At 40.8% G+C, this 22,912-nt stretch carries 12 protein-coding genes and 2 rRNA genes; 6 read left to right on the top strand and 8 right to left on the bottom strand.

The window, feature by feature from the left end; translation table 11 throughout:
- Positions 1–68 precede the first annotated feature (68 nt).
- The 4 genes from LOS73_RS00785 to rhlB all read right to left on the bottom strand — a co-directional run bounded on the left by LOS73_RS00785 (position 69) and on the right by rhlB (position 8,136).
- Positions 69–2,959, bottom strand: a 23S ribosomal RNA gene (locus LOS73_RS00785).
- 300 nt (positions 2,960–3,259) lie between these two features.
- Positions 3,260–4,795 (bottom strand): 16S ribosomal RNA (locus LOS73_RS00780).
- The 16S and 23S rRNA genes sit together here, the layout of an rRNA operon.
- 526 nt (positions 4,796–5,321) lie before the next feature.
- On the bottom strand, positions 5,322–6,815 hold the full coding sequence (gene gppA / locus LOS73_RS00775) for a guanosine-5'-triphosphate,3'-diphosphate diphosphatase (RefSeq protein WP_457934321.1): 1,494 nt from the start codon (positions 6,813–6,815) through the stop codon (positions 5,322–5,324).
- A gap of 43 nt (positions 6,816–6,858) precedes the next feature.
- Positions 6,859–8,136, bottom strand: coding sequence for an ATP-dependent RNA helicase RhlB (gene rhlB / locus LOS73_RS00770; RefSeq protein ID WP_007377356.1), 1,278 nt, complete (start codon positions 8,134–8,136; stop codon positions 6,859–6,861).
- A 91-nt stretch (positions 8,137–8,227) separates the two neighbouring features.
- On the opposite strand from rhlB, the gene trxA reads away from it, so the two are divergent.
- Positions 8,228–8,554, top strand: coding sequence for a thioredoxin TrxA (trxA, locus tag LOS73_RS00765; protein WP_002960942.1), 327 nt, complete (start codon positions 8,228–8,230; stop codon positions 8,552–8,554).
- A 186-nt stretch (positions 8,555–8,740) separates the two neighbouring features.
- A complete protein-coding gene (gene rho, locus LOS73_RS00760) occupies positions 8,741–10,000 on the top strand; it encodes a transcription termination factor Rho (RefSeq protein ID WP_007377355.1) in 1,260 nt (419 codons plus the stop codon).
- A gap of 68 nt (positions 10,001–10,068) precedes the next feature.
- Here the strand turns inward: rho and LOS73_RS00755 are convergent, their stop codons facing one another.
- Positions 10,069–12,894, bottom strand: a complete 2,826-nt coding sequence (locus LOS73_RS00755) for an ATP-binding protein (RefSeq protein WP_457934320.1) — start codon at positions 12,892–12,894, stop codon at positions 10,069–10,071.
- Between the two features lie 76 nt (positions 12,895–12,970).
- Between LOS73_RS00755 and LOS73_RS00750 the strand changes: the two genes are divergently transcribed.
- On the top strand, positions 12,971–13,543 hold the full coding sequence (locus LOS73_RS00750; protein ID WP_457934319.1) for a DNA-J related domain-containing protein: 573 nt from the start codon (positions 12,971–12,973) through the stop codon (positions 13,541–13,543).
- 20 nt (positions 13,544–13,563) lie between these two features.
- On the opposite strand, the gene dbpA is transcribed toward LOS73_RS00750, so the two are convergent.
- Complete coding sequence (gene dbpA / locus LOS73_RS00745) at positions 13,564–14,952, bottom strand: ATP-dependent RNA helicase DbpA (RefSeq protein WP_457934318.1); 1,389 nt, start codon at positions 14,950–14,952, stop codon at positions 13,564–13,566.
- A gap of 189 nt (positions 14,953–15,141) precedes the next feature.
- Here dbpA and LOS73_RS00740 point away from each other — a divergent pair, with 189 nt between their 5' ends.
- The 3 genes from LOS73_RS00740 to LOS73_RS00730 all read left to right on the top strand — a co-directional run bounded on the left by LOS73_RS00740 (position 15,142) and on the right by LOS73_RS00730 (position 19,830).
- Complete coding sequence (locus tag LOS73_RS00740; protein WP_278380184.1) at positions 15,142–17,220, top strand: TonB-dependent siderophore receptor; 2,079 nt, start codon at positions 15,142–15,144, stop codon at positions 17,218–17,220.
- Positions 17,221–17,401: 181 nt separating this feature from the next.
- Complete coding sequence (locus tag LOS73_RS00735) at positions 17,402–18,802, top strand: M20/M25/M40 family metallo-hydrolase (RefSeq protein WP_278380186.1); 1,401 nt, start codon at positions 17,402–17,404, stop codon at positions 18,800–18,802.
- An 86-nt stretch (positions 18,803–18,888) separates the two neighbouring features.
- Positions 18,889–19,830 carry a tetratricopeptide repeat protein gene (locus LOS73_RS00730; protein WP_278380187.1) on the top strand — a complete coding sequence of 314 codons (942 nt, stop codon included), beginning with the start codon at positions 18,889–18,891 and terminating at the stop codon, positions 19,828–19,830.
- Positions 19,831–19,863: 33 nt separating this feature from the next.
- Here the strand turns inward: LOS73_RS00730 and LOS73_RS00725 are convergent, their stop codons facing one another.
- Together LOS73_RS00725 and LOS73_RS00720 are read right to left on the bottom strand one after the other, a co-directional pair.
- Positions 19,864–21,846: an alpha/beta hydrolase family protein gene (locus LOS73_RS00725; RefSeq protein WP_457934317.1), complete on the bottom strand. Its 1,983-nt coding sequence runs from the start codon at positions 21,844–21,846 to the stop codon at positions 19,864–19,866.
- Between the two features lie 62 nt (positions 21,847–21,908).
- Positions 21,909–22,814: a DUF808 domain-containing protein gene (locus LOS73_RS00720; protein WP_024595166.1), complete on the bottom strand. Its 906-nt coding sequence runs from the start codon at positions 22,812–22,814 to the stop codon at positions 21,909–21,911.
- Positions 22,815–22,912: the final 98 nt, after the last annotated feature.

Raw genomic sequence — 22,912 nt, 5'->3', positions numbered from 1 at the left:
AATATCTACTTTAGTTATATTAACTTCTTCGCGTGTTTCACTATCACATAAAACGCGTTTGGCGTTGTATGGTTAAGCCTCACGGGTAATTAGTACAAGTTAGCTTAATGGCTCACACCACTTCCACATCTTGCCTATCAACGTTGTAGTCTTCAACGGCCCTTCAGAGACTTTAAAAGTCTAGTGAGAACTCATCTCGAGGCCTGCTTCGCGCTTAGATGCTTTCAGCGCTTATCAGTTCCGAACGTAGCTACCGGGCAATGCCATTGGCATGACAACCCGAACACCAGCGGTTCGTTCACTCCGGTCCTCTCGTACTAGGAGCAACCCCTCTCAATTCTCAAACGCCCACGGCAGATAGGGACCGAACTGTCTCACGACGTTCTAAACCCAGCTCGCGTACCACTTTAAATGGCGAACAGCCATACCCTTGGGACCGACTTCAGCCCCAGGATGTGATGAGCCGACATCGAGGTGCCAAACACCGCCGTCGATATGAACTCTTGGGCGGTATCAGCCTGTTATCCCCGGAGTACCTTTTATCCGTTGAGCGATGGCCCTTCCATTCAGAACCACCGGATCACTATGACCTACTTTCGTACCTGCTCGACGTGTCTGTCTCGCAGTTAAGCTGGCTTCTACCATTACACTAACCGTACGATGTCCGACCGTACTTAGCCAACCTTCGTGCTCCTCCGTTACTCTTTAGGAGGAGACCGCCCCAGTCAAACTACCCACCAGGCACTGTCCATAACCCCGATTCAGGGGCCAACGTTAGAACATCAAAACTACAAGGGTGGTATTTCAAGGTTGACTCCACAACAACTAGCGTCGCTGCTTCAAAGTCTCCCACCTATCCTACACATGTAGGTTCAATGTTCAGTGCCAAGCTGTAGTAAAGGTTCACGGGGTCTTTCCGTCTAGCCGCGGGTACACAGCATCTTCACTGCGATTTCAATTTCACTGAGTCTCGGGTGGAGACAGCGTGGCCATGGTTACACCATTCGTGCAGGTCGGAACTTACCCGACAAGGAATTTCGCTACCTTAGGACCGTTATAGTTACGGCCGCCGTTTACCGGGGCTTCGATCAAGAGCTTCTCCCTAAGGATAACCCCATCAATTAACCTTCCGGCACCGGGCAGGTGTCACACCGTATACGTCATCTTGCGATTTTGCACAGTGCTGTGTTTTTAATAAACAGTCCCAGCCACCTGGTCACTGCGGCTCCCGTCCGCTTAGAGAGCAAGTCTCATCACAGATAGGAGCGTACCTTCTCCCGAAGTTACGGTACGATTTTGCCTAGTTCCTTCACCCGAGTTCTCTCAAGCGCCTTAGTATTCTCTACCTGACCACCTGTGTCGGTTTGGGGTACGATTCCATATAATCTGAAGCTTAGAGGCTTTTCCTGGAAGTATGGCATCAGCAACTTCATCACCGTAGTGACTCGTCTCGTGTCTCAGGTTTAGTGTTCGTCCGGATTTACCTAAACAAACGCCCTACTCACTTTCACATAGACTACCAACGCTATGCTTGCTTAGCCTGCTCCGTCCCCCCATCGCAATTATATCGAGTACAGAAATATTAATCTGTTTCCCATCGACTACGCCTTTCGGCCTCGCCTTAGGGGTCGACTTACCCTACCCTGATTAACATGGGATAGGAACCCTTGGTCTTCCGGCGTGGGAGTTTTTCACTCCCATTATCGTTACTCATGTCAGCATTCGCACTTCTGATACGTCCAGCATACCTCCCGGTACACCTTCAACCGCTTACAGAACGCTCCCCTACCACTCAGAATAAATTCTGAATCCGCAGCTTCGGTGCATAGTTTAGCCCCGTTACATCTTCCGCGCAGACCGACTCGACCAGTGAGCTATTACGCTTTCTTTAAAGGATGGCTGCTTCTAAGCCAACCTCCTGGCTGTCTGGGCCTTTCCACATCGTTTCCCACTTAACTATGACTTTGGGACCTTAGCTGGCGGTCTGGGTTGTTTCCCTCTTCACGACGGACGTTAGCACCCGCCGTGTGTCTCCCGGATATTACTTTACGGTATTCGGAGTTTGCAAAGGGTTGGTAAGTCGGGATGACCCCCTAGCCTTAACAGTGCTCTACCCCCGTAAGTATTCGTCCGAGGCTCTACCTAAATAGATTTCGGGGAGAACCAGCTATCTCCCGGTTTGATTAGCCTTTCACTCCTAGCCACAGGTCATCCCCTAACTTTTCAACGTTAGTGGGTTCGGTCCTCCAGTTGATGTTACTCAACCTTCAACCTGCCCATGGCTAGATCACCGGGTTTCGGGTCTATACCTTGCAACTAGTCGCCCAGTTAAGACTCGGTTTCCCTACGGCTACCCTATTCGGTTAACCTCGCTACAAAATATAAGTCGCTGACCCATTATACAAAAGGTACGCAGTCACCCAACAAGTGGGCTCCTACTGCTTGTACGTACACGGTTTCAGGTTCTATTTCACTCCCCTCACAGGGGTTCTTTTCGCCTTTCCCTCACGGTACTGGTTCACTATCGGTCAGTTGGGAGTATTTAGCCTTAGATGATGGTCCACCTATATTCAGTCAAAGTTTCACGTGCTCCGACCTACTCGATTTCACTTAAAATGTCTTTTCATGTACGGGACTATCACCCTGTATCGTGGCGCTTTCCAGCAGCCTTCCATTAACACATAATAAGCTTAAGGGCTGTTCCGATTTCGCTCGCCGCTACTTTCGGAATCTCGGTTGATTTCTTTTCCTACGGGTACTTAGATGTTTCAGTTCTCCGCGTTCGCCTCGTTAACCTATGTATTCAGTTAACGATACCTGCAAGCAGGTGGGTTTCCCCATTCGGAAATCCTAGTCTCAAGCGCTTTTTACTAGCTTGACTAGGCTTATCGCAAGTTAATACGTCCTTCATCGCCTCCAACTGCCAAGGCATCCACCGTGTACGCTTAGTCACTTAACCATACAACCCAAACGGGTCTTTGTTTTGTGACAGTTTAACTTCGCCAGAAGTCAATATTGAATACTAAAGTAGATACCAATCAATCAACTCATAAGAGTTAACTAAATGGCACTCAATGGTACTGCTACCATTGTTTTTTTACTTTTGAAAACTCTTGATAAATAACAATGTTATCTATCAGAATTTTATTATCAGCTTTTCCAAATTTTTAAAGAGCATATTAATTAGTTATTCCGAAGAACAAGCACTAATTAACAATCATCTGTGTGGACACTACGAACAAATAAGTTCTAAATCGTATAAGGAGGTGATCCAGCCCCAGGTTCCCCTAGGGCTACCTTGTTACGACTTCACCCCAGTCATGAATCACTCCGTGGTAAACGTCCTCCCGAGGGTTAGACTATCTACTTCTGGAGCAACCCACTCCCATGGTGTGACGGGCGGTGTGTACAAGGCCCGGGAACGTATTCACCGCGTCATTCTGATACGCGATTACTAGCGATTCCGACTTCATGGAGTCGAGTTGCAGACTCCAATCCGGACTACGACGCACTTTAAGTGATTCGCTTACTCTCGCGAGTTCGCAGCACTCTGTATGCGCCATTGTAGCACGTGTGTAGCCCTACACGTAAGGGCCATGATGACTTGACGTCGTCCCCACCTTCCTCCGGTTTATCACCGGCAGTCTCCTTAGAGTTCTCAGCATTACCTGCTAGCAACTAAGGATAGGGGTTGCGCTCGTTGCGGGACTTAACCCAACATCTCACAACACGAGCTGACGACAGCCATGCAGCACCTGTATCAGAGTTCCCGAAGGCACCAAACCATCTCTGGTAAGTTCTCTGTATGTCAAGTGTAGGTAAGGTTCTTCGCGTTGCATCGAATTAAACCACATGCTCCACCGCTTGTGCGGGCCCCCGTCAATTCATTTGAGTTTTAACCTTGCGGCCGTACTCCCCAGGCGGTCTACTTAATGCGTTAGCTTTGAAAAACAGAACCGAGGCTCCGAGCTTCTAGTAGACATCGTTTACGGCGTGGACTACCGGGGTATCTAATCCCGTTTGCTCCCCACGCTTTCGTACATGAGCGTCAGTGTTGACCCAGGTGGCTGCCTTCGCCATCGGTATTCCTTCAGATCTCTACGCATTTCACCGCTACACCTGAAATTCTACCACCCTCTATCACACTCTAGTTTGCCAGTTCGAAATGCAGTTCCCAGGTTGAGCCCGGGGCTTTCACATCTCGCTTAACAAACCGCCTGCGTACGCTTTACGCCCAGTAATTCCGATTAACGCTCGCACCCTCCGTATTACCGCGGCTGCTGGCACGGAGTTAGCCGGTGCTTCTTCTGTCAGTAACGTCACAGCTAGCAGGTATTAACTACTAACCTTTCCTCCTGACTGAAAGTGCTTTACAACCCGAAGGCCTTCTTCACACACGCGGCATGGCTGCATCAGGCTTGCGCCCATTGTGCAATATTCCCCACTGCTGCCTCCCGTAGGAGTCTGGGCCGTGTCTCAGTCCCAGTGTGGCTGATCATCCTCTCAAACCAGCTAGGGATCGTCGCCTTGGTGAGCCATTACCTCACCAACTAGCTAATCCCACTTGGGCCAATCTAAAGGCGAGAGCCGAAGCCCCCTTTGGTCCGTAGACATTATGCGGTATTAGCAGTCGTTTCCAACTGTTGTCCCCCACCTCAAGGCATGTTCCCAAGCATTACTCACCCGTCCGCCGCTCGTCAGCAAAGTAGCAAGCTACTTTCTGTTACCGCTCGACTTGCATGTGTTAGGCCTGCCGCCAGCGTTCAATCTGAGCCATGATCAAACTCTTCAATTAAAAAGTTTTATGTCTTTCGACAGCTCAATGAATTCTGAATTTTTTAATATCTTTCGATATTGAATTGACTGTGCCGAATAATTACCGAAATAACTATTCTGTTGGTCACTCAGTTTTCAATTGAGACTCTAATTTGTTTGCCTCGCTACCGAAGTAGTTTGGCTGTTAGAACTCAATCTGTACGAGTGCCCACACAGATGATTGCTTTATATTGTTAAAGAACGTTGCGATTATAAAGTTGAACTTTACCTCGCTAGGGCTGCGCATATTACGCTTTCCTATTTTTTTGTCAACACTTAAATTTAAACTTTCTAAAAAGATTCAATCTAAGTTTTACTTAACACTCTGAGTTGTTCATGCTTCGCTATGCGTTGCTGTTTCCCGTCTCAGTGGGGTCGCATTATAGGGAGATCCGAAAACAGATCAACCCTTTTTTGAAGAAAACTTGAAATAATGTGCTGTTCGCACATATTTACATCGAAATGGTTACTTTAAACACTAAAAAGGCCCTGATGGGCCTTTTTAATTAGTTTACTATGAGCTTCCAGCCAAGTTTTCCTTGCTGTTTAGACTCTTGTTGCAGCTCACTGGCCATTAATGGATGATCTTTTAACCAGTTACTTTCAAACTTAAGGTCTAAGACTTCATTTTTAGCAGTTAACTCAAACTTAGGCAGTACATCATCTTGTCTGCGCATTGATAAAATGACTGCTATTCGTAGTAATCTCACTATATATTGCGCTAATAGACTATTTACGCCGAGTGAATTAAAACAACCTTTTGGAAAATCAGATCGATGTGCATCTGCTACCGCTACTATTAATTTATGCTCTGACTGTGAAAAACCAGGCATATCGGTATTTTCCAAAATATAAGCGGTATGTTTATGGTACTGCTTATACTCTATTAGTAATCCAATCTCATGAAGCTGCGCTACCGCTTTTAATAGTGGTAACCCATTTAAGCTTTCAATTGGCCAATCTTTATCAATACTCAGCGCTAACTGCATTGCCAAGCTTGAAACTCGACACGCTTGTTTTTGATCAACATGATAACGACTCATAAACCCATCAACTGTGCGTTTACGAATATTGTTATTATGAAGCTCTGGCACCATACTATATAAAACACCTTCACGCAGAGCTCCACCCGCTAATCCCATGCTCTCTATTTCAAGAGATTCAAATAACGCAATTAAGATAGCGAGTCCGGATACAAATACCAAGCGGCGGTCTTCACTTAGCCCTGGAAGGTCTAATGCGGCTATAGTGCTAAATGCAATGGCTTGATTTTTTATCGTGTTAAGCTTTTCAAGCGTAAGTAAGTCGTCAAGATTTTGCGCGACCATTATTTCTTGAATTGCTTGGACTGTACCAGAAGCACCTGAAGCAACTTTCCAACTAGCGGCTTTATATTCGGGAGATATTTCGTCAATGACAGTGCGCGCTGCTTTTATTGCCGTATTAAAGTTACTATCACTTAATTGGCAATCTTTAAAGTAGCGTTCAAGATAGGTTACACACCCCATATTGAGGCTTTTATAGTGCAGTGCTTCAAAACCTTTGCCGATAACAACCTCGGTACTAGCACCACCGATATCAATAACAAGCTGTTTGCCCGTGCATGATGAAGTATGAGCAACACCTTTATAAATTGTGCGCGCTTCTACTTCTCCGCTAATTACATTGATATTATGACCAAGAATTTTTTCTGCTTTAATTTTGAAAACATCAGCATTCGTTGCTAAACGCAGTGTTGCAGTTGCAACTATGGTGATATTTTTTTTGGGGATATCCTGTAAGCGCTCAGCAAAAAGAGCAAGGCATTCCCAGCCTCGCTGCATTGCTTCAGAACTCAATACATTTTTTGTATCAAGTCCTGCGGCTAATCTAACTTTTCGTTTAACGCGACCTATTGTTTGTAGGCCACCAGCGATTGATTTAACAATAAGCATATGAAAGCTATTTGAGCCTAAATCAATAACTGCATAAACATTTTTTTGCGGTTTAAGTTGCCCCACCGTTCAAAAACCTCTAGTTACTACTGCTTATACAAACGATCGCTTACGACCGTCCTTTTTGGTAACTATTATTTGGGCGACGTCCGCTGTTATTACTACGGCTACGTGGACCTGTTGAATAGTTGCGCTTTCTTTGAATAATAGGCTGAGTTAAATCATCTAGCAATGCAGTTTTATCGTAATGCGATAAAGGAATGCTGTGCTCTATATATTCTTCAATTTCATGCAGGTTATATGCATATTGCTCACACGCAAAGCTAATTGCATGGCCTGATGCACCAGCGCGGCCAGTACGACCAATACGGTGAACATAATCTTCACAATCGTCCGGTAAATCAAAGTTAAATACATGACTTACTTCTGGAATATGAAGACCGCGTGCTGCAACATCAGTTGCTACTAAAAAGTCCAATTCACCTTTACTAAATTGCGCTAATATAGTTTGGCGTTTTTTCTGATTAACATCACCAGTAAGCATGCCCACACGATGACCGTCTGACTTAAGCCAAGCATAAACGGTTTCACAACTGTGTTTTGTATTTGCAAATACAATTGCTTTTTCCGGCCATTCTTCTTCAATTAAGGTTAATAACAGCTTAATTTTATCTTCTTGCGAAGGATGAAATAGCTCTTCTTGGATGCGTTTACCCGTTTTAACATCAGGTTCAATTTGAACATGTTCTGGGTTTGTCATGTGCTCAAACGCTAATTCTTGTACGCGATACGATAATGTGGCAGAGAATAATAAGTTTAAACGTTTTGATGTATCCGGCATACGATGAAACATATAACGAATATCTTTTATGAAACCTAAATCGAACATACGATCAGCTTCGTCAAGCACGACAACCTCAATTTCATTAAGGGTGTAACAGCCTTGCTTATACAGATCAATTAGGCGACCTGTAGTACCAATTAAAATATCAACGCCTTTTTCTAGTTGTGCACGTTGTTTTTCGTAATCTTCGCCACCATATACTAAACCTAAGTTAAGATTACAGTGCGGCGCTAAAATTTTAGCATCTTTGTGTATCTGAATCGCAAGCTCCCGAGTAGGGGCCATGATCAGGGCTCTTGGATGTTTACTAGGTGCTTTGCTAGATTGTAATAACCGATGGCACGTGGCAGTTAAAAATGCCAACGTTTTGCCTGTACCAGTTTGAGCTTGGCCCGCGATATCGCGTCCATCACAAATAAAAGGTAGGCATTTTGCTTGAATAGGTGTGCAATATTCAAACCCATTCTCGGTTAAACCGGCAACCACTTCCGGTGCGATAGCAAAGTCTGAAAACTTTTTATCGGTTAAATGTGTCTTAGTCATAGCGTTTAAGCATAACGTTTAAACTTGCAATAAGAAACAAGAGTGTTTAAATACGCACTAAATATTTCGCCTAACTAAATCGGAGAGCGCAATGAGCGAGAAAATAATCCAAATTACTGACGATAGCTTTGAAGCTGACGTATTACAATCTGACAAACCAGTACTAGTAGATTTCTGGGCTGAATGGTGTGGACCTTGTAAGATGATCGCCCCTATTCTTCACGAAGTTGCTGATGAATACGACAGCCGTGTAACTGTTGCTAAATTAAATATTGACCAAAATGCGGGCACACCGCCAAAATTTGGTATTCGTGGTATCCCTACTTTGCTTCTTTTTAAAGACGGCCAAGTTGCAGCAACGAAAGTAGGTGCCCTTTCAAAAACTCAGCTTATCGAGTTTTTAGAAAACAACATCTAACTGTAAGCTAGAACTATAAAAAAGGGCTTTTTGCCCTTTTTTGAATTTATTTTGTATAAAGACTGGACGCTTCGCCAGTGAACTGCTAGTTTATAAAGCCAACTAATCCTTAGTTATATTCAACAAACCTCACTCAACGATCAAAGCGATTTTGAGTATGACAACTGTAATAAAGAACCCACCAATATGCATTTACGCGAATTAAAAGACAAGTCTATAAAAGAACTTGTAAACCAAGCTGAGTCCATGGGGCTCGAAAACGTAGCCCGTTTAAGAAAGCAGGACATTATTTTTGCTATTCTTAAATCACATGCCAAAGGCGGAGAGAACATCTTCGGCGGCGGTGTATTAGAGATTTTACAAGATGGTTTCGGCTTTTTAAGATCATCAGAAGCCTCTTACTTAGCTGGGCCAGATGACATTTATGTTTCACCTAGCCAAATTCGCCGCTTCAGCATGCGTACTGGCGATTCAATCTCAGGTCTTATCCGTCCACCGAAAGACGGTGAACGCTACTTTGCTTTACTTAAAGTAAATGAAGTTAACTTTGATAAACCTGAAAACTCTCGTACTAAAATTCTTTTCGAAAATCTGACTCCGTTACATGCTAACGAACGTTTTCGTATGGAACGCGGTAACGGCAGTAAAGAAGATATTACAGCCCGTGTACTTGATTTAGCATCGCCAATTGGCCGCGGTCAACGTGGTTTGTTAGTGGCTCCGCCAAAAGCGGGTAAAACAATGCTACTACAAAATATCGCGCAATCGATTACACACAATCATCCAGATGCAACGCTTATGGTATTGTTAATTGATGAGCGTCCGGAAGAAGTAACAGAAATGCAGCGCTTAGTTAAAGGCGAAGTTATTGCCTCTACATTCGATGAACCCGCTTCTCGTCACGTACAAGTTGCCGAAATGGTTATCGAAAAAGCAAAACGTTTAGTTGAGCATAAAAAAGATGTTGTTATCTTATTAGATTCAATCACTCGTTTAGCACGTGCTTATAACACCGTTATTCCTTCATCAGGAAAAGTACTTACTGGTGGTGTTGATGCTAACGCACTTCATAAACCTAAGCGTTTCTTTGGTGCTGCACGTAACGTTGAGGAAGGCGGTAGCTTAACAATCATAGCTACAGCGCTTATCGACACTGGCTCTAAAATGGATGAAGTTATCTACGAAGAGTTTAAAGGTACTGGTAACATGGAACTGCACCTTAACCGTAAAATTGCGGAAAGACGTGTATTCCCTGCTATCGACTTTAACCGCTCAGGTACTCGTCGTGAAGAATTACTAACTAAGCCAGATGAGCTACAGAAGCTTTGGATTTTACGTAAAATTGTTCATGACATGTCAGAAATTGATGCGATGGAATTTTTAATCGATAAACTATCAATGAGCAAAACCAACGATGAGTTCTTTGATTCGATGAGACGTCAATAAGAAGCGTCCAAACTCAAAATAAAAAGCGCCTTTTGGCGCTTTTTTAATACCATAAATAACAATTTGACTTATGTGTTAACCTTCATGTATTTTCGAAGAATAGCTTGCAGGTTAAACACTAACTCTTTGATATGTTGCTTATTCCTATTATCTTCTTTTTGTAATAAAGCTCTGTCTAGATCTTTAGCTGCTTGCGCTATTTCATCCAGCCCAAACATTTGCGCTGCACCTAAAATACGATGACTATCTTTTTGTAATGCTTCAAAATCTTCACATATAAAGTGCTGTGTTATAGTCTCATTTTCTAAAGTAAAACTCTGCTTAAAACTAATAACCAAGTCACTCATATCAATATCACTTTGTTCAACTTGTTGTGGCGTTTTAGTGTAACCAAGATACTGAGTTAACGTTTTATAAAATAAATCTTTATCGATAGGTTTGGCTAGATATCCGCTGAACCCTAGTGTTAAATAATCATCCACCTCATGGCTCATTGCATTCGCAGTTAAAGCAAAAATAGGACGTTGAAAACCGCATTGTTGTAATAATTGAAAGGCAGCTCGTCCATCCATCACTGGCATTTGTATATCGAGTAAGACTATATCTGGATCTTCTTGCAAGCATTGTTCAACGGCTTGTTCACCATTTTCAACTGCAATAACTTCGAGTCCTATTGAGCGTAAATAACGACTTATTAGCCTTCGATTATCAGGGTGATCTTCAGCAAGTAAAACCCTCCCACTTAACTGCTTGTCTTTTAAAACTGGAGCTTGTAATTCGGCAAGACCCTGCTCTTTCGAAACTTTTACACACGGTAAAAAGAATGAGAACTGACTGCCTTTCTTATATTCGCTTTGCACACTAATATAACCTCCCATCATAGAGGCTAATTGCTGCGACAAACTCAAACCTAACCCCGTACCACCAAATCGGCGACTAATACTGTTATCAGCTTGGCTAAAGCACTCGAAAATCAGTTTTAATTGTGTTGAGTTCATACCGATTCCGGTGTCTTTAATGACCAATACGACTCCTTGTTCTGTCTTATTTAGAACAATCACTACTTGGCCTGAATGGGTAAACTTGATCGCATTAGCGCATAAATTTATAAGAATTTGTTTTACGCGTATTAAATCCAGCTTAGTGTAAAACTCATTACCCACTTGATTGTCTAAAATAAGGCGTAGGTTTTTTGCTGTCGCTTGAGTAATAAACATAGCGTGTACATCATTTATTAACTGCACAATATCAAAACAAGAAATACTGAGCTCTAATCTGTTTGCTTCTATTTTACTTAAATCGAGCACATCATTAATTAAACTCTTTAAATGATCACTATGGCGTTGAATTATCTCTAATTCATCTTGAAGTTGCTCAGGTTCATACAGTCCGTTAATTAAATCATCAGTTTGGCCTAAAATTGCGGTCAGAGGAGTGCGAATTTCATGACTAATATTTGCTAAAAACTGACTTTTTACATCATTAGCTTCTCTTAATTCTTGCGCCACTGCTTGCAATTCAGCTGTACGCTGCTCAACCTGCTCAGCTAGGTGATGTTTCGCCCGCTTTTCTGCACCACGCCGATATAGTGCCACACCAGTCACAACAACCAAGAATAACAATACAAAAACAAACAAAGTGAGCTGAGAGCGCTGAGCCATTTTTAATTCTTGTACTTTGCGATCTTGCTTAAGTTGCTTTATTTCTTGGTTTAATTGAGTTGCTTTGAATTGATCCTGCAATGCAGCCAATGCATTAATAATACTATCGCTTCTCAATAGTCTTAGTTCACCTATAAACTTTTCATGAAGGATCATTGCACTAGAGTAATTACCTTGGCTTGCTTCAAGTAATGACTTGGTGCCTAAACCATTTCGGATCATCCGCTCACTTTTATACTCGTGGGCAAGCGCTGTTGAACGCTCCAAGCTCACTTTAGCTTTATCGAGTTCCCCTTTTACAAATTGTACCTTTCCCAAAGCATATAGCGCATTAAGCTCCAAACTTTGATTTGAAATTTTAAGTGCAAATTTCTCACCTAATCTTGCTTGTTCATAGGCAACATCCACTTTATTTAATATTAAGTTAATATTCGCTAAATTGGTGTACTGAGTTGATAAGTGGTTATAGTCATTAACAGATAAATAATAATGCAGTGCTAACTCGTAGTAATGTAGTGCTAAGTCGAATTGATTACTTTCAAAAGAAGCCACACCCATATTGTTATATACTTGGGCAATACCACTTTGATCTCCTAGCTTTTGGTAAACTTGAAGAACATCTTTATAGATAGCGAATGCACTGTCATAGCGCGATAACCGCACATAAACTCCAGCGATATTAAGCAAAATATCAGCCTTATCCTGATCGCTACCTTCAGTTTCATAGAGGCTTTGTACTTTTAAATAATAATCAAGAGTGAGCTTTAAATTATGCATATCAAAATAGGCTAAACCTATATTATTTAATATATTAGCTTGTTCAAGCTTTTCATTGTTATTTTCAGCAATAACCAATGCACGACTATATTCAACAATAGCCTGCTGAAATAAGCCTTGATAAAACAGTATCACCCCTTGCATTTTTATTGCGCGAAAATTTTCTGTAGGTAAAAATGAGAGGGATGTTTCTTTTTCGAGTAGTTTAAAATAGTGTAATGCATCAGGATATTGGCCGTTAGAAAATGCTAAGTTACCCAACTCTGAATACACTAAAGCACGATCTTTAGCGGTGGTTGCCTGCATTTCCAGCAATGTATTACCAGATTGAAGCTTTGCACTCCATTGCTGTTGTTGTTTAAACTCGTCAAGTAACAAAGTAGCATTTTGTGCACAGCTCGGTGGAGCTAGCGCACTACATACAATGAATAAAAGGCACTTAAACTTGCCTCGCATAATTTTAATCCTTCAGATTGTTACTTATAACAATGTAATCTTTATCGAAGATACACCAATTACTAGGGCGTAAACAATGCTTAACCCACTGATTGACCAGATATTTGATTTAATATTAACAAAGCAAGTTTGGCAAGTTCATATTCTAGCATCAGAACTTATAAATAGTGGTGCAATTAAATCACTTGATAAAAATCCTGATCGTGATTTATTTAAGCGCAACTTTCTCATCATGAATGCACTGTATCAACTTCAAACTCAGCTTCATCCACAAACATTGTTAGTTTCAGCTTTGCATATAGAACTTTTAGAAAAAGAGCGTGAGTTCCCACTAACAATTAAAACAAATTTGAAGGACTATTATCTAAACTGGGAAAATTACGATGCCTCAGCACAAGAAGTAGATGCACTCTTGACTAGTTTTTGGGAGAAGGTAAAACATGCAGATACAACAGTAACGTTAACAAAAGAAAATTATGATGAGCTCACTGCTAAATGGGAACTGCCAACTAACTTTACCCTTAAAGAGCTACAAAAACGCTGGCGGCAACAAGCTCTCAAAAATCATCCCGACAAGCCTAGCGGCTGCGAAATAAAATTTAAAAAAGTAAAAGGAGAATACGAGCAACTAAAAGCAGCTGCTCGTTAGTACATTCATTCAAATATAAATTAACGAGTAAGGCGACGAGCGCGTATTTTACGCCCCTTAATGTTGCCTTCAGTTAATTTACGAAGTGCTGGTTTTGATGAGTTACGTTCAACAGCAACAAATGCTACGTTATCAAGTACGTTAATTTTACCTACTTGACGACCTGCAACCCCATCCTTACCTGTTAGAGCACCAAGAATATCGCCTGCACGCACTTTTTGCTTTTTACCTGAATCAATCATCAAAGTAACCATTTCAGGTCGGTACGGCGGCTTATCTAATAAATTAAACGGCGGCATTTGCTCAGGCGTAATATCACGTTCGTAATGTTCGCCTATTTGTGCAATTTTAAACGCTTCGGCTTCACCATAAATCGAACATGCAATGCCCTTTTTACCAGCGCGACCTGTACGACCAACACGATGTACATGTGTTTGCGTGTCGTGTGCTAAATGGTAGTTAATAACCATGTCCATATCATCAATATCTAAACCACGCGCTGCAACATCGGTGGCAACAAGTATTGAAGCACTTTTATTTGCAAAGTGAATTAGCGTACGTTCACGATCGCGTTGTTCTAAATCACCGTGCAATGCAACAGCGCTGAAGCCTTCGTCAGCTAAATCATCACACACTTGTTGTGTTTCTACTTTGGTATTACAAAATACAACACAGCTTTGTGGCGTAAATTTAAGTAGCAATAATTTAAGCGTTGGGTAGCGCTGCTTATTGTTATCCATTTTGTAGAAGTACTGCTTAATTGTGCTTTTGGCTTGCTCTTCTTCTACTTTAACCATTTCTGGGTTTTTAAGTACACGCTTAGCAATTGCTTCAATGGCTCTTGGGAATGTAGCACTAAATAACAATGTTTGACGATTTTGTGGAATACGCTCAATAATTGCATCAAGTGTGTCTTGAAAACCCATATCAAGCATTTGATCGGCTTCATCAAGCACCAATGTTTCCACATCATCTAAACGTAAAGTACCTTTACGAATATGGTCATCAACACGCCCTGGCGTGCCAACAATAATATGCGCACCATGTTCAAGTGAACCTATTTGCGGGCCAATTGAAACACCACCACATAACGTCAATATTTTAATGTTATGAATGCCGCGCGCTAATTTACGCATTTCTACCGCAACCTGCTCGGCAAGTTCGCGAGTCGGACACAAGACTAAAGATTGAATACGAAAGCGTTTTACGTTTAATTTAGCTAACACACCCAAGCTAAACGCAGCAGTTTTACCTGAACCGGTTTTTGCCTGAGCAATGATGTCTTTACCAGCAAGTACAGGCGGCAAACTTTGCGCTTGTACAGGTGTCATGTGGGCATAGCCAAGTGTTGATAAGTTATCAACGAGTCCAGCCGGTAAAGCCAAAGATGAAAAAGCAGTTGAAGTCACAGTAAGTTCCATAGCAATAAAATAACATGGGAGAAAGCCCCACTAATATGCAGCTTATAATAGCAGAATTCGTAATTGGCAACCATTAACAAACACATTATAAAACATGTTAATGAAAGGTGTTGAAAATGATAGTAGTTTGCATTAAGATCGCGATTGTTTTTTACATACCTGCGCTGGAAGCAATTAATGAAACTGAATTCTATTTACATAGCACTATTAGCAAGCATTACAACAAGCACATATGCAAACACTACCGACCTTGAACGCATAGAAGTAAAGGGAAGCTACTTTAACGATTACAAAGTAGATAACGCTAATGGCGCAATGAGAACATCAGCTTCATTACTTGAAACTGCACAATCTGTCACTGTAATAACCGACACTATTATTAGCGAACAGCTTGCCACTACACTTGGCGAAGTACTCACAAATGACGCAAGCTTAACTGCAGGCTCACAACAACGAAATCGTGAAGTATTTAACTTACGCGGCTTTGAGCTGAGCTCATCGACAGGTTATTTACGCGACGGTCATCAGCATTGGTCGCACTATCAGCAACCAATCGAAATTTTGCAACAAGTTGAAGTAATTAAAGGCCCATCAAGCATTTTATATGGTCAGTCAGGCCCAGGTGGCTTGGTTAACATGGTAACTAAAAAGCCTACAGCACAAACATTATTTAATGCCAGTGCCGATGTAGATCAGCATGGGTCAACGCGCTTTATGGTTGATGCTGCAGGTGCATTAACTGAATCAGAAGATTTACGTGCTCGCGGGATTTTAGTAAAGCAAGACGTTGACTACTGGCGTGAATACCAAAATGGTGAAAACCGTGAGCGTGACCGCTTTTTAGGTGCTTTAGTTGTAGATTACGATATTAGCGATAACGCATTAGTCCGTGTGCATTACGACCGCACAGATGACGAAGCAGGTTTAGATACTGGTGCATGGATAGATGATAATGCTAATGTAATTGGTAGCGATAAAACAATCCGTGATATGTCTTGGGCGTTTACCGATATTACCGTAGAAAACCTAGGTGTAGACCTAGAAGTATTTTTAACCGATAACTGGCAAGTAAAACTTGGCTATAACGAACAAACGTTTGAGCGCCAACGCTTTGAGTCAGCACCTCGCATGCCTAGTGGCTTTGCTGAAGGTGACAGCTATGAATCTCGTCCTTACGACCGTTTTGACGATTGGCAATTTAAAACTGCATTTATTGATTTTATTGGGGAATTTAAAACAGGTAGCTTACAGCATCAGTTTTTAATTGGCGCAAACTCGCTAGATTACTACTACGGGCAACGCCGTACTTCTGCTGACTACTTTGATTTTTCTGCAGGACAAGCAGAACCATCACGCCCATCTGTAAGTTATAAAACAGATGATACAGTAAGCGAAACTGAATACGACTATTACGGTATTTACGTTCAGGACTTAATTTCGTTCTCACCACAATGGCAATTATCGCTAGGTGGCCGTTACGATAAACAAACACGAGAAGGTGCAGATAACGAGTCATTTGTACCAAAGGTAGGTGTGCTTTATCATCCAAATACTTCGGCAACTATATATGCTAGTTACTCAGAAGGTTTTGAGCCTCAAGGTAGTGAAACTCTGATTGATGAAACCGATGTAAATAATGGCATGAAGCTAGATGCCATTACCTCAGAGCAAAGAGAGATTGGTATTAAATGGCAATTATTTGATGACCGTTTACTGCTTACAGGTGCACTTTTTGATATTAGTAAAGAAGGCACACTTGTTAGCGAACAGCTTGAGACACCTATTGGCTCATTCACAAGTGAAACAAACCAAGTGGGTGAACAACGCCATAAAGGTGTTGAAGTAAGCGCACAAGGTGCTGCTACTGACCGCTTATTTGTTATGGCATCAACTATGTATCTAGATGCTAACTTTGAACGCGATGAAGTATTGGAAGGTAAGCGCCCTACCGATGCACCAAAATGGTCGGCATCTCTGTGGACTCGTTATGAATTAAACGACGCCATTGCCATTAACGCTGGCGCTTTTTACGAAGGCGAGCGCTTTGCAGATAGCGATAATACAATTACTAAAGATGCATATACACGTGTTGATGTTGGCGCCACTTATAAGTTTAACTTAAGCAATACCGATATTAACTTACGCCTTAACATCGAAAACTTATTTGATAAAAGCTATTTAGGTGGTGGCGGCACGAGTAATGTAACTGTTGGCGAGGGTACAAATCTTCGTTTAGCTGCGCAATTTAGCTTTTAATTAAATACCTTAAATAACAGTGTTAAAAGATAGCCCGCGTAAATTTATGCGGGCTTTTTTTATATCTAAACGTTTATACCTAACAGCATTAAACCTATTACAAAGCCTATTCATCTCATCTATTTTTTATCATGTTTGTTACATGTTCTAATAGCGCTAATTATTAAAAAGGCTTACCCAAATGAAAAAATTAATTACCGCACTGCTGCTTACTAGCAGTATGGCTGCAAACGCTAACAACGCCGAATTTACCCAAAAGCAATTACAACAAGTCAATGAAGTGCGCACCTCTGCTCTAAATAGTGATTTAAGCTATAAATTACTAGAGTCATTAACAACTGAAGTAGGACCTCGCTTACCTGGTACTGAAAATGATAAAAAAGCAGTGGCATGGGCTAAAGCTAAATTTAATGAGCTTGGTTTTGATAAAGTATGGCTTGAAGAAGCGACTTTTCCTGAATGGCGCCGTTATAGCGAAAGCGGAAAAATACTAACACCAAGCGAGCAACCTCTACATTTAACTGCATTAGGTAACAGTATAAGCACGCCTAAAGGTGGGATCACAGCATCAGTAGTCTTGTTCGAAACACTTGATGAGTTAATTGCAGCACCAGCAAATAGCCTAAAAGGTAAAATTGCGTATATTAATTACCGCATGAACCGCGATATAGACGGGAATGGTTACGGACCTGCTGTAAAAGCACGTGGCACAGGCGCTATAGAAGCGTCTAAAAAAGGGGCTGTTGCCTACATGATGCGCTCGGTAAGTACTGGTCATCATCGTTTTGCACACACTGGCGGTAGTTACTACAAAGAAGGTGTTACAAAAATACCTAATGTAACCATTGCTAATCCAGATGCCGATCAAATAGCACGACTCATTGCTTTAGATAAAGACGTATCGGTAAATATTAATGTGCAAACCGAAAGCCTTGGTGAAGGCACAGGTTATAACGTTATTGGCCAATTTAATGGTACCGAAAACCCTGAGCAATATGTATTAATTGGCGGGCATTTAGATTCTTGGGACTTAGGGACTGGCGCACTAGATGACGGTGCAGGCGTTGCGCTAACAATGGCAGCCGCTAAACATATTAGCGATGTAAAGCGTCCTAAGCGCAGTATTCGTGTGGTACTTTTTGCAGCTGAAGAGCTAGGTCTTTGGGGTGCAAAAGCTTATTTTGCAGAGCATAAAAACGAGCTAAGCAATATTGTTGCAGCAGCTGAGTCTGATTTTGGCGCCGATGTTGTATATGCTTTTGAATCGAACGTAAGCGCAGAGTCACTTCCTGTAGTGCGTGCTATTGCAAAAGAACTTTCGCCGTTAAATATTGAGCATATTGGTAAAAACCAAGCGAATGGTGGCCCTGATCTAATTCCACTTAAAGCAGCAACCTCAGCACCTATTTTTGAACTTGCTCAAGATGGAACAGATTACTTTGATTACCACCATACAGCTGACGATACACTTGATAAAGTAACACCTGCTAAGCTTCGTCAAAATACCGCTGCATACGCTGTATTTGCTCTAATGGCTGCTGATGCAAAAACAACAATTAAGCCTAAAGCTCAAAATAAGTAATAACAGACATACTTACTTACAGTTTGTGGCTTTAACTAACACGCTTCTTGTTTTACCTTTAGGTAATTAAACAAGGAGCGTGCTTTATGTTACTTTTCAACACGAGTGAATCATTTCCACATTTTGCACAAACAACACGCTGCCCTCATTGTCAAAGCGACGCCTACCATTTAGTAAATAAAAGCCGCTATTTACGATTTAGCATTTTACCTATGCTTGCCTTAAAATTAAGCTATAAACGCGAGTGCTATCAATGCGGAAAAAGCGAACCGGTTAAAATATCGCAACTACCGTTAATAGAAAAACTAAGCCTACCTAAATACTTTATTGGTGTATTTTTATTACTTTGGATTGTTTTATTTTTTTATCAACAGCACCTTAATAGCGAGACTCGAAAGGAAGGCTATTTAAATACGCCTAAAATATATGATACCTACTTAGTACACGCCGACAAATTTACACACGAGCCCTGGACCCTAACCAATTTAAAAATTGCTCAAGTTTTAAATTTTGACGAACAATTTATTACCTTTCAGATAAGCAACTACAGCTATAAACGTAATAATAGTATTACTTTGGCAATGCGTACTAGCCAGCTAATTCAAGACAATTACTTTTCCACTAAAACAATCACCCTCCCTCGTGATGAAGTAGCACGCCTTTACAACGACGAAGCTATTTACGACGTGCTGCGCCCCTATGCCAACATCCTTTATGGTGGGTTTGTGATGCATCCTCCCAAACCTAAGCCACTATATAAAGGCTTAAAGCTCGATAAAAACAATCAACAAGGCATTATTTATTTTAAAGATGGTTTGTTTGTTGAAGCATTTAATAGCTTTAAACAAGCTGCTGAAGCGGGCTCTCAATGGGGGCAATTAAATTTAGCGCAAATGTATCGTGATGGTCAGGGAATAGATCAGGATCAACAGCAGGCTATTTATTGGTACAAAAAGGCTATTAAGCAAAAAAATACTAAAGCACAATTTGAATTGGAATCTCTTTGTAAAATAGCTAGCTGTGAATAAAGCAGCAAGTATGTTACTTGCTGCTTTAATATTTTATAACTCTAAATGTTTATCTAAAAAATTAATTACTTGTTTGTAGTAAGCAGTTCTGTGTTCTTCTTTGTAAAAACCATGGCCCTCATCCTCCAATAACACGTACTTATAAGGATGGTTAGCTTTTTTCAATGCAGCAATTAATGATTCGGCTTGTTCAATAGGGGCTCGTGCATCTTCACCTGCGTGAACTATGAACACAGCTGCTTTAAGCTTATCTATATTATAGCTAGGTGAAAATGCCTTCAAAAGCGTTTCATCAGTGCCTAAAACGTTTTCAAGATAGTTTTGTCCTGTACTACGCCCTGAAATATCACCTTCTTCAAACATTAGCGGTAGGTCATAAATACCAACTGTTCCAATTGCACACTTAAACATGTCTGGCTCTAAAATGGCGCTCTGCAAAGCTGAATAAGCACCAAAGCTTGATCCCATTATACAAATGTTGTTTTTGTTTACCGTTCCATTAGAAATTAAAAAATTAACACCATCAATAATATCAAACTGAATATCAGAACCCCACTTTTGGTAACCTGCTTCTTCGAAGTTTCGACCAAACCCACCTGAACCTCTAAAATTAACTCTTAGTACAGCCATTCCCCTACTTGCTAATAACTGTACCTCAGAATCATACCCCCAATAATCACGAGGGCCATGTGGACCGCCATGAGGCATTACAACTAGAGGTAAGTTTTTATCTTCAAGACCATTAGGAACAGTTAAATACCCATAAATAGTTAAACCATCCCGAGTTTTATATTGAATAGGTTTTGTCTTTGAAAGCTCATTTTCGTTCAGCCAGCCACGCGCTGAAAATAATATTCTTAGCTTATTTTGTACCCCATCGTATAAGTAATATTTACCAGGGTTGGTATCACTTGATGCGTAAATAACATTAATATCGCCATTAGAGGTGCTACTGAATAACTGCACTTGGTCGCCTTGCAATGCTTCTATCAAAGACTTTAAACGAACACTTTTATGAGAGTCTTTATCTATAAAAGCATAGTTTGGATAACCTAACTCACTTTCTATTGCAAATAATTCTTTTGAAACTTCATCAACCCACACTCTTTTTGGAGATACATATTGTTCTTGATGAACTAATTCAATTTCCTTAGTATTTAAATTTAGTTTATATAACCCTTCAGCCTCTCCACCAACAGAAGCAGTCATATAAATGCTGTCACCAGACTTATCAAAAGCTTTTAGTCTAATATCGCCATAACTAACCTCTCCTAAATTTAATTTCTCCCAGTCACCGCCATCTTTTGCCTTGGTATGTATTTTTGCATCTATATAATTATCTGTAGATACTGAAACTCGAACATTACCATCATGATCAGTTAAAAATTCAGCCATACGTGATGGAGACAAAGTAACTTGCTTCCTTTTGCCCGTATATACATCTACTTCATAGACAATAGTATGCGGCTCATTACTCGAGGTCCAAGGATAGGTAACTACTAACATTTTTCTTTTGTTAGTAACTAAGGGGTCTAATACAAATGAAGTTCCGTATAAAGGAGTCTGCCTTTTAAGGCGTGTACCTGTTTGCATTTCACCATGGTAACCAATTAGATATTTACCTCTAGCTCCATTAGCATTTACGCCAAATATCTCACCATGATATTCAGGGTGGTCTTGCCACCCTTTTAAATACTCTTTAGTAACAACAACTCGTTCATTATTAACCCAATGATAATCACCAACTTGAGCATTTCCTTCAAAGGCAACTGCATGAAGCATTTTAAAGTTTTCAGTATCAAAAATAACAAGCGCATTTTTACCTGCAACTTTATTTATAACCGCTAAATACTCGCCGCCTGGAGAAATAGTAGCGTGATTAAACTCTTTATTTTTACTGAAGTACTCCACGGGGATTTGGGGCTGCTTTGAGAAGCTAAAAAAGCTTACAAATAACAGAAGTACTAACAAGTTACATCTTAAAAGAAAATTCATCATAATTCCCTGTATTAACAACAAGAAGTCATAATATATAAAGCCTTATGAAATGTAACGAAAATGATAACTAAATGTGTCTGCTATTTTTTAAATAACTTTGTATAACCTACATGTATAAGCACAACAACTAAGCCAGCAATCACGCCTAGCAAACCATCAAACAATAGAGGAGCTAATACTTCTCCTGTACCGCCAGCAACAGATTGGGCATAGTTTGTTACATCGACTTGAGTATGATGTAGTAACTCAACACCATGTACTAAAATCCCGCCACCTACTAAAAACATCGCGATGGTGCCCGCAAATGCTAAAAACTGCATCAACCTAGGCGCTGCTGCGAGTAAGCCTTTCCCAAGTAATTCTTTAAATTTATTAGCTGTTACCTTTGATTGGTTGAGTAAATAAAGCCCGGCATCATCCAGTTTTACAATACCTGCCACTAAGCCATAAACACCAATAGTCATTATAATTGCGATAACACAAAGCACTAAAGCTTGATTAAGCAATGTAGCACCTGCCACAGTACCTAAAGTAATCACAATAATTTCGGCAGAAAGAATAAAGTCGGTTCTTATTGCCCCTTTTATTTTTTGTTTTTCGTACTCAACTAAATCTAACTTTTCATCTTCGTCTACCGCTTCACTGTTATGAGGCAAAAACTTAGCAAATACTTTTTCAGCTCCCTCAAAACATAAAAACAAACCACCCATCATTAAAAGCGGTGTTATTAACCAAGGCAGCCATACGCTTATTAATAAAGCAGCGGGTACGAGTATCGCTTTATTTAAAAATGAGCCCTTTGCCACAGCCCAAACAACCGGTAATTCACGCTCTGCTGCTACACCTGTAACCTGCTGTGCATTGAGCGCTAAGTCATCGCCTAATACACCCGCTGTTTTTTTTGTTGCTACTTTACTCATTGTCGCAATGTCATCGAGCAAAGTGGTTATATCGTCTAATAATGTTAAAAGGTTAGTACCAGCCATAAAGCTTCCGAGCTCAAAAAATATTGCTATAAACATAACGTAAAGCATTACTTTCACCAACGGTTAATTTAATTTTGTTAATCTCTAATTAGAATTAA

The sequence above is a fragment of the Pseudoalteromonas sp. SCSIO 43210 genome (genome assembly GCF_054133285.1).
The sequence above is the reverse complement of the archived record's forward strand: the minus strand, read 5'-3'. Positions and strand labels throughout refer to the sequence as shown.